Below are 14,135 nucleotides of genomic sequence, written 5' to 3' on the forward strand. Positions count from 1 at the left end.
TGAATTAAAAAGAGGTGAGGATTTGACGAAAAAAGTATGGTTTCAGTTAGGTGTTGGCATTCTACTAGTACTTCTGATCACCAAATATTTTTTAGAAGTGAATTATATTTTTAGGCCAGTTGGTATCATCTTGCAGACCATCATGCTGCCGCTAATTTTTGGTGGCCTGCTGTATTACATGACCGAACCGATTCAACGTTTGCTTGAAAAACGCGGATTGCCTAGATGGGGCAGTATTATATCGGTGATCCTTGTTCTCGTGGCTGCTATTTGGATTTTAGTTGCGCTCATCGGACCGATTGTGACCAAACAGGTAAACAATCTAGTGGACAATGGACCCGCCCTTACTCGGCAGTTAGATCAATTGAAGAATGAAGTGATCAATCAAAAGGATAACTTTCCGTTACCGGATGAGCTACAGGACACGCTAAATTCAGCAGTGAACTCAATCCAGTCTTTTGCAGTGAAATTTGGTAAGTGGTTTGTTCTATTCATCCAGTCTTTCGTGCAGGCAGTCGCCTTACTGCTGCTTGTTCCGTTCTTCTTTTTCTTCATGCTGAAAGATCACGAAAAGTTTGCGCCGCGGGTCTATAATCTGTTTTCCGGCCAGCGTCGCGAATGGGTGAAAAAGACACTGGGGGATATTGACAATGTACTGCGTTCTTACATACAGGGACAATTGTTAATCAGTGCGATTCTCGCAACGATCATATTAATTGGTTATATGATTATTGGATTAGAATATGCGTTGCTATTAGCCATCCTCGCTCTTTTCATGAACTTAATCCCGTTCATCGGTCCGTGGATTGCTGTCGCACCCGCTTTATTGATCGCTTATTTACAGGAGCCGAAACTTGTCATTTGGGTGGCATTAGTGACATTAATCGCTCAACAGACAGATAGTAATCTCATCACGCCGAATGTTATGGGGAAATCGCTTGATATTCATCCGCTCACCGTTATTACGGTTTTATTGGTGGCGGGAAGTCTCGCTGGTTTCCTTGGAATCTTGGTAGCGGTTCCTGCTTATGCAGTCGGAAAAGTGATTGTACAAAATATTTATGAACGGCGAAAAGAAATTCGCCGAGCGGCTACTAAGGAAGTGTAGTTGCGGAGCCTCCTGGTCTTATGGCTGGGAGGTTTTTTTATTGGGTTTGAGTGGCAAATTGTGTGACGAAAAAAATGGATAAACGGAGTCTTTTCGCACATTCTAATTAAAAAGAAAGGATGAATGCCATGTTAACAGAGTTCCCTGTAATTCATACGAATATATGGGACGCGGTTTGGGCAGTACCTGTCGTTTTGGTAGTCGTCCTCTTGGCTACGTGGATATTTCGTTTGCCTCCCAGCTGGTTGTCGACTTTGGCTACCACATTAGCATTGGGCTTGTCCGTGTTTATCAGTCATCCGGGTAATTTATCAGCTGGGATTTTCATGGGATTTTTCTATAGTGGAGCTGCGATGGGTACCATTTATTCTGTGAAGCAGTCCTTTCGTGCATATCGACAGAATTGAAAAACAGGCTGCCGCATAGGTGCGAGAGCCTGTTTTTGTTCGACTTATTTTAGTGGGCAGAATCCGCATTGCATCAAACCGGGGACATCTTTTGAAAAACAGCAAGTCTTGCGCACGGTTGTGTTCAATAAAACGGACGGTTCGTAGCCGTTCAAATAGCTGGCGAATCTGGAATGAGTGGAAATACCTGTCCATAGTGAGTCATCTTTTAGTGTCTCTACATCTTCTCGTGCTTCGATTTGTGTGGAAGGATCTGAAAGCAGGACATGGTATTGCCATAACCAAAATCCGAAAATATTTTCCCATGACGTCAATGGTGAAATTGGGACAGCTGTCCGAAGAGATAGGATAATTGCATGCGCCATTTCCAAAATGCTTCTAATTCTCGTTTGTCGATCTTCTTCCTCTACCGTCTGCCAATCGGATGCATCTATGAATATACTGATGGTTCGATTGCCGAACTCTACCACTGCACCAAAGCGTAAATTATCTGGTGGTCCTTTCCACATCTCATCGTAGGCAGCTAAGTTGTACAACTGCATAGCAAAAAACATTCCGATCCTACGCATGAAAAATGAAGCTGCAATGACGTCATTTGGACTTTGGCTCACCGTCTTCATCACTTGAATTAAATCCGAAGCCTTCGAAGGATCCTGTAGATCAGTCAAGGTGAATACTGGATGCTCAGGCTCGTTTACATAGATGCTATAACTATTCAATTCTCTGATTTGGTTTGCTGTAAGAGTATTCATACATTTAGTATAAGCAAATGATTTTGTAGAGGCAACTTGTTGGTGTTCTATTCACAGTAAAAAAGACAGAGTACCAGCAGGGGAGTGCTGATGCTCTGTCTTTTAGAGAGTCAAATTATATTTTTTCATATTCCATTGCACTGTATCCCTTGTTTGTTGAAGTAAAGGTATAAATTCGGATTGCTGTGTTTTATTAATACGATAGGAAGGACCCGCTACGGTAAGAGAACCAAGAATATCACCATCAATGATCAAGGGAACAGCCATTGCGACAACGTCAGGGGTGTACTCGTTATGGCTAATTGCATATCCATTTTTTCGTATCTGTTGAAGATCTCTTCGTAAATCATCTGGATTGGTCATGGTATTTTCTGTGTACTTGATCAATTCACCTTGAAGTATATCTTCAATTTTATTTTCTGGAAGATGTGCAAGAATGGAGCGATACGAGGCACCAACATATAGGGGAGCCCGACTTCCAGCAGTGACAGGGAATTTCACTTTATTTTCAGGTTCGATGACTGTCAACATTAACGTTTCATTTCCATCTAAGACCGTAAAAAATACAGATTCGCCTGTCTGATCACATAACTTTTGTAAATGTGGATTGATCATCTCTTGGACATTCAAATTTTCATAGAAAATGGTGCCCAATTCCCAAACAGCGGAACCAAGTTTATACTGTTTGGTGATTGGGTCTTTAGACACAAATCCATTTCTCTCTAGAGTCTCTAATATTCGATAGACATTGGTATGGTTAAGTCCCATTTCAGCCGCCAATTCTCTACCGCCCCAGACGGTCTTTTCACGCGTAAACATCTTCAGAATGGCTAACGCCGAGTTGACTGTTTTAAGCATAGTTGACTCCTTTTGATATATTATTAACTATTTTCCATATAAGTAAATAATACTAATTATTATGAAGGAAATCAATGGCGGCGGCTGCATATACCTTTGCACAACGTACAATATCTTCTACTTGTACTTTTTCATTATATCCATGAATGCTAGGCAAATAAGCAGGTCCATATTGCAAGACAGGAATGTTATGATCACGGAAATGTCTCGCATCACTGCTTGCCCACTGCATAACACCGTAAGCCTCTTTTCCTGTTATAGCGCTAATATTGTCCACAATTGCACGACATACCGGATTTTCTGCAGGTGTATAATTGGCTTCGCTCTTAAAACCGAATAGTCTAATAGAGTAGCGAATATTTAAACTATCTAATTCTTGCTTTAAGTAGTCAGATACTTGCGCATGTGTCACGCCGAATGGTAATCGGCAGTCAACTTGTACTTTACAGCTTTCAGGTATGACATTGGATTTCGTACCACCGTTGATTGTGCCTACGTTTACTGTAATTCTTTCAAGAACTGGTTGATACTTAATTCTATCTTTTTCTACCTCTTCCATATAGCGTTTTGAAACTTCAATTAAGGGCTGTATTTCTTTCGGAATATGTATATCTAACTCCCATAATCCCTGTATTTTTTCAATAGCCTTGATTGCATCTGTTATTGCATTGTTACCTGCGAGTGGAGAAAGACTGCCATGTCCGGGTTCACCGAAAACTTCAAGTTCGAACCAGTAAGATCCCTTTTGACCGATAGTAGGATTTAAAGGGGAGGAGGGTTCCGCGATAAGAGCGCCATCTCCAGTGACTAACTTTCTTTCAAGTAACCAAGGTACACCATATTCTCCTCCTGTTTCTTCGTCAGGAACAATAGCGAGTGTTAATTTTCCCGGCAGCTCGATATTCAATCGTTTGAACAAACCAAAAACGAAAATCAATCCTGCTAATCCTGCTTTCATATCACTGGCGCCACGACCCAACATCCATCCATCCTTGATCTCCCCAGAGAATGGATTGAAATCCCATTTCGAAAGATCACCAGCCGGGACTACATCAGTATGTCCGCAATAGACCAGTTCCTTGCCGTCGCCGGCACCTTGAGAAGCTAATAGGTTATACATCTTGTCAGCAGACTCATGCCAGTCTAACTCAACATTGGATTCTTTCAAGTAATCTGCAATGAATTGACTTATTTCTGTGGAATCTCCAGGGGGATTTTCACTGGGGATTTGAATTAATGAACTGCATAGTTGCAGCAGCTCATTTTTATTCTTTTCCACTTCATCAATTACGAATTGTTTTAAGGCTTCCAAATTAGTCATTAAGCATTTACCTCGTTTCCTTTAGTTTGCAAATGGGTCATTTTTCCGTAAAGGGCTTCAAGATGCTCAAATTCTTTCTCGTCAAAAAATGAACATTTTCCTTCGCCATAATACTTTGCAACTTCAATGGCATAGCGGACAGCTTGTTCTACATCTGTTGGGTGTGTTGCTCCTGTTGAACAGCCTGCCACAGCGGTTTGAGTTGTTAGTGCAACCCCTACTACTGGACTTGTGGTAGCAACTGCTGGTTGTAAGATGCTGTTTACATGGTATACGCCGTTGCCGTATGGTGTAATATCTTGTGTTGTAATTGGTAGTGTGACGGGTAAAATACCAGCAGATTGAGTATATAAATGTAAAAGGTCATTACTGACTTTTAAGATATAGCCTTCTTTCACAGTGGGAGTGATTGCAAATCCTTTATGATTCGTAATCATATTTCCTTTTGTTGTGTCGATTGAAAGAATTGCATCCATTTCTTTTGTTACTTCATGCTGGTTCATCTCTAAAATGTCTACTGGCGATCCCATAAATGGAACCGGGTCATGTGGAGAAGTTGGAGCTACGGGACAAATATGAGTCGTTAAAATAACATCTCCTTGTAAACGATCCCCTTTATTACTCATATCTAATAATTTTGCTGCTGTCGACATACTGGCAAGCGCCCCATCTCCATCTGATACAAAGCCAGTCATTTCAGGACGAGCGCCAATACCACCTAAGCGTCCGATAATACCTAGTGTTTTCGCTGAACCACCGTTTGTTTTACCGTTTACACCGGGAATGGTCACCTTAATGAAGTCAGTAGATCCTTTTTCTCCAAATACAGTTTGAACAGAAACAGTGGCAGACGGCGAAATTTTTTGTAAATAGCTTTTCACCTCTTCGCCTGAAACAGAATGATCATCCATAACCTCTAATAGTTCTACTACGTGTTTTAATGACATTTATTATTCCTCCATTTTTAATATAGGTGACAAGAAACTTTGTTGCCTTCATTTAATTCTTGTAGTTCAGGCCGTGTATTTTTACAAATATCCATTACAAAAGGGCAGCGTTTGTGAAAATGGCAGCCTGTAGGTGGATTTACAGGACTTGGAACATCCCCTTTTAAAATAATCCTTTCTCGTTGCTCAAAGGGATTCTCTTTTGGAATAGCAGAAAGAAGCGCCTTTGTATAAGGATGTTTAGGATCCTCATAAATTTCTTGGAATGTACCAGTTTCTACGACTTTACCTAGATACATAACCGCAATTCTGTCACACATGTAACGAACAACATTCAAATCGTGCGAGATAAATATATAGGTTAAATTGAATTCTTTTTGAAGGCTTTTCAGCAAGTTAATAACCTGTGCCTGAACGGATACGTCAAGTGCTGAAACAGGCTCATCACAGATAATGACATCAGGATTTAAGGTCAACGCTCTAGCAATGTTGATCCGTTGCTTTTGACCGCCTGAAAACTCATGCGGATATCTGCTGGCATGATAACTACTTAGACCTACAATTTCCAATAGTTCATGCACACGTTTTCTGCGGCTTTCTTTCGTACCGATCTTATGAATAACTAATGGTTCAGCAATTAATGATTCAATGGTTTTACGTGGATCTAATGAAGCGTCGGGATTTTGGAATACCATCTGAATGGATTTCCGGGCGCTGCGAATTTCTTTAATGCCAAGAGAAGCCAAGTCTTTTCCTTTAAACTCGACAGATCCCGAAGTCGGACTGATGAGCTGATTAATCAATCGTGCCAGTGTCGACTTTCCGCAGCCTGATTCACCTACGATCCCGAGAGTTTCTCCTTTGAATACATCAAAACTTACCCCATCTACAGCTTTGACGCTTTGTGTAGATTTTTTAAAAGGCATTGGATCCAAAATAGGGAAGTGTTTCTTTAAATTTGTCGCTTTAATAATTGTCTCAGTCAACGAACATTCCCTCCTTCTTCTCCAATCGACTTGTTTCATGTTGAAAATGGCAGGCTGCAAAGTGTCCTGGCTCTACTTCGATATATTCAGGTTTTTTCGTGTGACAAACTTCCTCACTGTAAGGGCAACGATCTACAAACGGACAGCCAAGTACGGGTTTCCGCAAATCTGGCGGACTCCCTGGAATCGCCGGTAATTTTTCATTGTGCTGAACGTCTGTTGTGATTTGTGATTCAAGCAGTCCCCACGTATAAGGGTGTAATGGATTCTTGAAAATAGTTTCTACTGATCCAGATTCCACCGTAGTTCCGGCGTACATTACAATGATGTTGTCACACATTTCCCAGACAACACCTAGATCATGTGTGATCATGATGATGGCTGTATCGTTTGTCTGTTGCAGATCTTTCATTAGCTCTAATATTTGCGCTTGTACCGTCACATCAAGTGCCGTTGTTGGTTCATCAGCAATCAATAACTTGGGATTACAGGATAAAGCAATTGCTATCATAGCCCGCTGACGCATGCCGCCAGAAAATTCATGCGGGTACATATCAATGCGTTTCTCTGGTTCAGGTATGCCAACCGTTTTCAACATCGCAATGGCTTCCAGTCGGGCTTCTTTCTTAGATATTTTTTTATGCTGTCGAATAGCTTCAATAATTTGATTTCCTACTGTGAAAACAGGATTCAAGCTAGTCATCGGATCTTGGAAAATCATAGCGATTTCATTTCCACGAATAGATCTCATTTCTTTTTTGGACAATGTTAATAAATCGATACCGTTAAATAGAATTTTACCATTGCTGATCTTGCCTGGAGGTGAGGGAATGAGTTGCATCAAAGCAGTAGCTGTTACACTTTTGCCTGAACCTGATTCCCCTACAATTCCTAACGTCTCTTTTTTCTTCAATGTCAGATTCACACCGTTAACGGCTTTGACAGTAGAAGAGGAAGAGCGGAATTCCACATCTAAGTCTTCTATGGATAGCAAATTTTCCGACATTTTAATTCCTCCTATCAGTTACACTCGCATTTTTGGATCAAGAGCATCCCTTAAGCCGTCACCAAATAAGTTAATACCTAAAACTGTAATCAGAATGGCGAGTCCTGAGAATGTAGCCATTTGCGGGTTTAATACTAAGAAGTCTTTGCCGTCTTTCAAGATACTTCCCCATGAAGCAGTAGGGGGTTGAACGCCGAGACCCAGGAAACTTAGCGCAGCCTCTGAAATGATGGCGCCTGCCACACTCATAGTTCCATAAACGATAAGCGGTGCTAAACAGTTTGGCAGCACATGCTGAAATAAAATTCGTGAATGGGTAGCTCCAAGAGAATGTGTGACTTCGATATATTCTTCTTCTTTCACACTAAGTACTTGTCCCCGAACGATTCTTGCAAAGCCGGGGATATTTGCAATACCAATCGCGATAATTACATTCACAAGTCCTTGACCGAGTACAGTCATTAGTGTAATTGCTAGAAGAATGAATGGGAATGCGAACAGTCCATCCATTGTACGCATAATGATGGAATCGAGTTTTCCGCCAAAATAACCGGAAATCAAACCTAGAAATGTACCTAAAATAGCACCAAATAAAACAGCTGATACTCCAACGATTAATGAAATTCTAGCTCCATATACTAGACGACTAAATAAATCACGTCCGTAATTGTCTGTCCCTAAAAAATGTCCGTCAGCTCCTATCGGTTTCAAAGAGTTCCCAACATTCATTTCGTTCGGTGGATGCGTAGCAATGAAAGGTGCAAAGATAGCTACAAGAATCATTAGTATGGTAACAGCCAAGCCAATCGCAGCTAATTTGTTTTTCAATAACTTTTTTAAGAATACTTTTTCGTTAACAGGTAAATTTCCTTCTTCTATAGCAATAGTTTCAGGAGTATTCGGTTGGACATTCATCATTACTGTCCTCCTCCTTTGCTAGATTCATAATTGACTCTTGGATTTACAACTTTATATAGGATATCGACGAGTAAGTTCACTAATACGAAAATAATAGCAATGAATAGAACGGTCCCCTGAACTACGACGAAATCACGTTTGTCGATTGCATCGACGATAAGTCGGCCCATGCCCGGCCAGCTGAAAATTGTTTCTGTTAGAACAGCACCACCTAATAGCATGGAGATTTGCATACCTAGGACGGTCAAAATAGGTGTTAAGGCATTTTTTAATACGTGTTTTGAAATAACCCAAAACTCGGCAACGCCTTTTGCACGTGCAGTCTTAATGTACTCTTGTGAAATAACTTCCAACATGCTCGATCGGGTGATTCTGGCGAAGGTTGCCATAGGAATCGTAGCAAGAGTAATACTCGGGAGTATGAGGTGCTTTATATATGAAAGTAAACCATCGTCGAGTGTTCCCATTCCTGTTGCGGGGAACCACCCCAAGTTCACACTGAAGAATAGAACCAGCATAACTCCTAGCCAAAATATTGGCATCGAAACCCCAAGTAATGAGACAAGCATGACGCCATAGTCTAGCGCGGAGTTTTGACGTGCAGCTGAGATCATGCCAGCAGGAATCCCGATGAGTAACGCAATGACCAATGCAGCTAAAGCTAGAATCACGGTATTCGGAAAACGTTCCATTATTAATTGGGCAACAGGTTGGTTATAACTTAAGGAAGTTCCAAAGTCACCTTGTAATAAACCCAAAAGGTAATCAAGGAACTGTTTATAAAGCGGTTGATCCAGTCCTAGTTGTGTAGTTAATTTTTCAATATCTTCTACGCTTGCTGTTGGTCCTAACATTACAGCAGCGGGATTACCGGGGATCAGTCGTGTAATGATGAATACAATTACTGCTACTACAAAAACTGTAGGAAGTAAGTCGAATAATCGTTTGATTATATATTTCCCCATGCGCCTTCACCTCTGTTTCTTAAATTTGAACCACTGGTTCACAATGTGAATATTCGTAATTCTAGCATTGTTAGAATTGAAAGTAAATAGTAAATTTTCTGTTCCCGTAATTGTGTTGTTAAGTTTATGAAGGATCAGAATATTTGAAATTACCTCTTTACACGAAAAGATCTCTGTGATAGATTATTAACTATCTTAATCGGTGAATCATTGGTTCACAATATGAAACAGAGGGAAGTGGGAGAGAGATGAGGAGAAGAGTACTAGGATTATTTTTACTCAGCATGGCTTTATTGTTAGTACTGGGTGCTTGTTCGGGAAAGAATTCTTCGATAGACGGAGAGTCATCGAACAGTGGAGATTCAAATAGTGGAGAACCGCAAGATGGTGGGGTGTTACAGATTGGTTTATCCGCTAATCCACAAACCTTAGATCCTGTAAAATATACGGGTGTGTATGAATCTCAAGTTATGAGATCTGTGGCTGATACTCTTGTAGTTTACAGTAAAGATTTATCAGAAATTAAACCTTCACTTGCAACAAGCTGGGAAATCTCAGACGACTTGTTAGTGTATACGTTCCAGTTGCGTGATGATGTCTATTTTCAACCTGGTGAATATCAAGATGGACGTCAAATGACAGCAGAGGACGTCAAATATAGTTTAGAAAGATCCGCAAATGAGTCGGTTATGAATCGTTTGCGCGGAGTGACAAAAGTAGAAGTAACAGGTGAAAATGAAGTAGAAGTACATTTAGAAAAAGCCAACGCTGCTTTATTGGCAGTATTGACAGATGCAGGGAATGTCATTGTTCCGAAAGAGGAAGTAGAAGGATGGGGCGATAACTTTGGTGCAAACCTAGTCGGAACCGGCCCATTCAAAATTACAGATTGGCAGAAAGATCAACAGCTTACACTAGAGCGTTTTGATAAATATTGGGGTGAGAAGCCTCACGTGGATTCTGTGAAGATGAAAGTAATTGCGGACACGAATATGATGACAAATGCTTTGCGTTCCGGCGATATTGATATCGCGATGGATGTTAAAGGACAAAATCGTGCATTAGTTGAACAAGATGAGAATCTTGAGTTGCTTACACAACAAGCTTTATCAATTACGTACTTAGACTTAAATAACAAGAAAGGTCCGACTGCCGATCCGAAAGTACGGGAAGCCATCTATAAAGCTACGAATGTTGATGAGTTAGTAGAAGGGGTAAACCAATGGGGAGGAGCTACACGCTCTTATCTGCCTCTACCCCCAGGCTCATGGGGCTACGATAAAGAGTTGGAAGAACTCGTGCCAACTTATGACCCAGAAAAAGCCAAAGACTTACTTGCTGAAGCAGGTTATCCAGATGGATTTAAAACAGAAATTTATGTAGCAGAAGCACGTGTCCCATACGCGACAATCTTCCAGAACCAAATGAAAGAAAACTTGAATGTGGATGTGGAGATTAAAGTAGTAGAATGGGGAACTTACAGTGATACAGTGTCCAAAGGAAATGCGCCAATGTCAATTGGAGGTTGGTCATGGTATCCAGATCCATACTTCTTCTTATACCAATTATTCCATACGGATCAGTTGAATGCATTGGGTAATGGTAAAGGTTATGAAAATCCTGAAGTAGATAAATTATTGAACAGCGCACTTTCTGATACAGCAGATCAAGATGAGCGTGCCAAGTTGTATCAAGAAGCATTGAAAATCATCTTAAAAGATGTACCTCGACTTGAAATTGATGTTCAAGAATCAACTGCTGGGGTTAATAAAAAAGTACAAGGGTTTGATGTGTCACCAGATAACTCTATTCAAATTGTGCATCCGAACGGCGCCAATGTTTGGTTGAAGCAATAAAATATGAAGCAAAGGAAAAAGTAGAGTACTCGTAGCTCTGCTTTTTTCCTTTGATATATGAAAAGTGAGGCGATAACGTTGAAAGTTTTGATTCGTAATGGGTTTGTATTTGACACTAATCATAAGGCTTTTTTAAAAAAAGATATTTTGCTTGAAGACCATTGGATTCGTGAAGTGACAGATGAATTAAAAGATCAAACAGTAGAAATATCGATTGATGTGAATGGAATGTATGTAACACCTGGATTGATAGACACATGTTCTTCTATTGGTTTAAAGGAATCAGGGATTGGCAAGGAAGGTAATGACAGTTATGAACCGTATGCCGGGAAAGGAATGATCTTCCACGTTCGCGATGGGATTTACCCTTTCGATACTTCGTTTAAAGATGCACTGGAAGCCGGAGTAACTGCAAATCATATTATGTCGGGCCCGGAAAGTGTTGTTGGTGCGGTAACGGCTGTTATCCATTCTACAGGAAGTACGTTTGAGGAAATGTGCATTACAGAAGGTGGAGGTATATCATTTTCTATGGGTGATGTGCCCAAGCAGGCTTATTTTGATGTCACCGGAAAGCCGCTGACTCGAATGGGAATTGCTGCGGAGATGCGAAGAATGATGCATATGCTTATTCAATCTTCAGACCTGAAGGATAAGCGAATATTTATCCGTTGCCATCGAGCAGACGACATAGAGACAGCACTGCGAATTGCGCAAGAAGTGGGTGTATCTATCACGCTCGTCCATGCCACAGAATATCCCCTGATAGATGAACGTTGGTCTAGTCAAGTTCAAGAAATTATTGCAGGGCCTGCTTTTCAACCTATAGAACGTAACGAATTAATGAAACTTCACCCATCGATGTATCGGGTCTTACATGAACAACAGAAAAAATTTGTCTTTGCATCAGATCATCCAAAAAGCGGTGCCTCCAACTTGAAGTTGGAAGCGTCACTAGCCATTCGGGAAGGTGTACCTGAGAATGAAGCGCTTTATGCCTTAACAAAAGGAGCAGCCGAACTTTTATCTATTGATCATATAACGGGAACGATTGAAACTGGAAAGTTTGGTGATCTAGTAATCTGGGATCAGCACCCAATGAATATAACGGCTACGGTACTGAAAACGTTTATAAAAGGTACTGAAGTTTATAGTAAAGGAGATTGCTAATGCTTACAGTTTTACGTAACGGTACAGTATACACAATGAACCAATCAAATGAAGTTTTGCAGAATGCCGATATTTGGGTATGTGAAGGGGAGATTACAAAGATAGGCAAGAACACAGATTTACCTTCGGATGCACAAGTCATAGATTGTACAGGTCAATTCATTACGCCAGGATTAATCGACGCGCATACGCATGTTGGATTATGGGCAGAAGTTACGGAAAGACAAAATGATGCCAATGAATATTCAAGTCCATGGACCCCTTTAATGAATGCAAAAGATGGAATTGATCCACGACACTTTTCATTTGAACAGGCTGTAATGGGTGGAGTTACAACTGTTCAAACAGGTGCGGGAAGTGCTAATCCAATCGGCGGTGTATGGAGTATATTAAAAACAGCAGGTGCTTCTTTTGATGACAGGATACTCATAGAAAGAAGTGGATTAAAAGGAGCATTAGGAGAAAACCCTAAAAATGTGTTTGGTAATCAATATAAAACGATGCCGATGACCCGAATGGCAGTGGCTCACTTGATACGCAAAGGCTTTAACCAGGTGCTACAGCTAAAAGATAGTGAAAGAGACCAGCTATCTAAGGATAACTCAGCGTTAGCGCCGTTTGTGGAAGTATTGGAACGAAAAATGCCCCTTCGGTTACATTGTCATCGGGCCGATGATATAGCAACTGCTATTCGGATTGCAAAAGAGTACAATGTCAAATTATCACTTGAACATTGTACGGAAGGTATGCTGATGCTTGATACCATCAAGGCGAGTGGTGCTACCGTAACACTAGGTCCTTATATGACCCCGGCAACAAAGTATGAAAATCGTTTTTCTACAGCAAAGAGCCCGAAACATTTCCATGAAACAGGGATCCCTTTTGCTATAATGACAGACCATCCATTTATCCCAATACAGTATCTCTATTATTGTGTCGTAGAGGCAGTAAAAAATGGATTGGATGAGTTGGCGGGGCTTGAAAGTATTACATGTGCAGCAGCTGCTATTATGGGAATAGCCGATAAGGTAGGTTCTGTAGAAAAAGGAAAAGATGCCGACTTTGCAATTTGGTCTCACAAACCCTTCGAGACAAAAGCGAATGTTCTTGCAACTTATATAGAAGGTAAAGAAGTATATCGCCATGAGGGGATGATACGTTGAAAACATTATGTGTCTTAACGATTGGTCAAAGTCCGCGAGAGGATATGCATGAAACCTTCAAAAAATATATTCCGCATGTGAATATAGTGGAACGTGGAATTTTGGATTCGTATAAACCTGATGAAATTGAGACACTAGTCTCTTCACAGCCGGGACAGACGCTTGTTTCTCGATTGCGCGATGGTTCAAAAGTACGGCTGGAAAAGAAATTTGTAGATCAGGAACTGGGTAAATTGGTGGCTGCTTGTCAGGACGATCATATTGATGCTATTTTAGTTGCTTGTACTGGGAAGTTTGAGTTATTTACTTCGACAAAGCCCATTTTGTACCCCGATTATATAGTAAGTCAAATCGTAAAAGGTTTGTTCCGCGAAAAGGAAATTGGCGTGGTTGTCCCCCTATCCGAACAACGAACCGAAATTTTAGACAAGTGGAATGAAGCTGAAATAGATTGTATGCTTGATTCTTGCACACCGTACCAAGTAGAGTGGACGGAATTTCAGAAAGTAGCAGAGCGTATGGATGAGTGGCCTATACAAGCTATCATCCTTGATTGTATGGGGTACGATGACAAAATGAAACAGTATATGTCCCGGTACACTGAAAAACCAATACTACCATCGAGAAATTTAGTGTTTGCTGCGGTTGCTGAAATGTTTTAGTATAGTTACAAAAGTT

The 14,135-nt window shown here is 40.8% G+C and carries 14 protein-coding genes; 6 read left to right on the forward strand and 8 right to left on the reverse strand.

Annotated features, from left to right (window positions below):
• Positions 1–22 precede the first annotated feature (22 nt).
• Complete coding sequence (locus tag MKX97_RS01050; protein ID WP_078817614.1) at positions 23–1,108, forward strand: AI-2E family transporter; 1,086 nt, start codon at positions 23–25, stop codon at positions 1,106–1,108.
• Positions 1,109–1,236: 128 nt separating this feature from the next.
• Positions 1,237–1,515, forward strand: coding sequence for a hypothetical protein (locus MKX97_RS01055; protein WP_245799487.1), 279 nt, complete (start codon positions 1,237–1,239; stop codon positions 1,513–1,515).
• A gap of 44 nt (positions 1,516–1,559) precedes the next feature.
• On the opposite strand, the gene MKX97_RS01060 is transcribed toward MKX97_RS01055, so the two are convergent.
• The 8 genes from MKX97_RS01060 to MKX97_RS01095 form a co-directional block, all read right to left on the reverse strand.
• Positions 1,560–2,234, reverse strand: a complete 675-nt coding sequence (locus MKX97_RS01060) for a hypothetical protein (RefSeq protein ID WP_342536712.1) — start codon at positions 2,232–2,234, stop codon at positions 1,560–1,562.
• A 135-nt stretch (positions 2,235–2,369) separates the two neighbouring features.
• The gene (locus MKX97_RS01065; protein WP_078817611.1) at positions 2,370–3,125 is read right to left on the reverse strand and encodes an IclR family transcriptional regulator; all 756 of its coding nucleotides are present in this window, start codon (positions 3,123–3,125) and stop codon (positions 2,370–2,372) included.
• Between the two features lie 52 nt (positions 3,126–3,177).
• Entirely contained in the window at positions 3,178–4,446 is a 1,269-nt protein-coding gene (locus MKX97_RS01070) for an ArgE/DapE family deacylase (RefSeq protein ID WP_342536713.1), read from the reverse strand.
• Positions 4,446–5,393 carry a DUF1177 domain-containing protein gene (locus MKX97_RS01075; protein WP_009766543.1) on the reverse strand — a complete coding sequence of 316 codons (948 nt, stop codon included), beginning with the start codon at positions 5,391–5,393 and terminating at the stop codon, positions 4,446–4,448. The genes MKX97_RS01070 and MKX97_RS01075 overlap by 1 nt, the downstream gene beginning before the upstream one ends.
• Before the next feature lie 17 nt (positions 5,394–5,410).
• Positions 5,411–6,379, reverse strand: coding sequence for a dipeptide ABC transporter ATP-binding protein (locus tag MKX97_RS01080; RefSeq protein ID WP_009766542.1), 969 nt, complete (start codon positions 6,377–6,379; stop codon positions 5,411–5,413).
• Positions 6,372–7,385: an ABC transporter ATP-binding protein gene (locus MKX97_RS01085; RefSeq protein ID WP_078817609.1), complete on the reverse strand. Its 1,014-nt coding sequence runs from the start codon at positions 7,383–7,385 to the stop codon at positions 6,372–6,374. The genes MKX97_RS01080 and MKX97_RS01085 overlap by 8 nt, the downstream gene beginning before the upstream one ends.
• 18 nt (positions 7,386–7,403) lie before the next feature.
• Complete coding sequence (locus tag MKX97_RS01090) at positions 7,404–8,300, reverse strand: ABC transporter permease (protein ID WP_139365987.1); 897 nt, start codon at positions 8,298–8,300, stop codon at positions 7,404–7,406.
• Positions 8,301–8,302: 2 nt separating this feature from the next.
• On the reverse strand, positions 8,303–9,268 hold the full coding sequence (locus MKX97_RS01095; RefSeq protein WP_078817608.1) for an ABC transporter permease: 966 nt from the start codon (positions 9,266–9,268) through the stop codon (positions 8,303–8,305).
• A gap of 248 nt (positions 9,269–9,516) precedes the next feature.
• On the opposite strand from MKX97_RS01095, the gene MKX97_RS01100 reads away from it, so the two are divergent.
• The 4 genes from MKX97_RS01100 (at position 9,517) to MKX97_RS01115 (ending at position 14,119) form a co-directional block, all read left to right on the forward strand.
• The gene (locus MKX97_RS01100; protein ID WP_221837719.1) at positions 9,517–11,124 is read left to right on the forward strand and encodes an ABC transporter substrate-binding protein; all 1,608 of its coding nucleotides are present in this window, start codon (positions 9,517–9,519) and stop codon (positions 11,122–11,124) included.
• Positions 11,125–11,202: 78 nt separating this feature from the next.
• A complete protein-coding gene (locus MKX97_RS01105) occupies positions 11,203–12,294 on the forward strand; it encodes an amidohydrolase family protein (RefSeq protein ID WP_050804648.1) in 1,092 nt (363 codons plus the stop codon).
• Positions 12,294–13,457, forward strand: a complete 1,164-nt coding sequence (locus tag MKX97_RS01110) for an amidohydrolase family protein (RefSeq protein WP_009766536.1) — start codon at positions 12,294–12,296, stop codon at positions 13,455–13,457. The genes MKX97_RS01105 and MKX97_RS01110 overlap by 1 nt, the downstream gene beginning before the upstream one ends.
• Entirely contained in the window at positions 13,454–14,119 is a 666-nt protein-coding gene (locus MKX97_RS01115) for an AroM family protein (RefSeq protein WP_040758662.1), read from the forward strand. Before MKX97_RS01110 ends, MKX97_RS01115 begins: the two co-directional genes overlap by 4 nt.
• Positions 14,120–14,135 lie beyond the last annotated feature (16 nt).

The sequence above is a fragment of the Sporosarcina sp. FSL K6-3508 genome (assembly GCF_038615825.1).
In the GTDB taxonomy this organism is placed as follows: Bacteria; Bacillota; Bacilli; order Bacillales_A; family Planococcaceae; genus Sporosarcina; species Sporosarcina newyorkensis.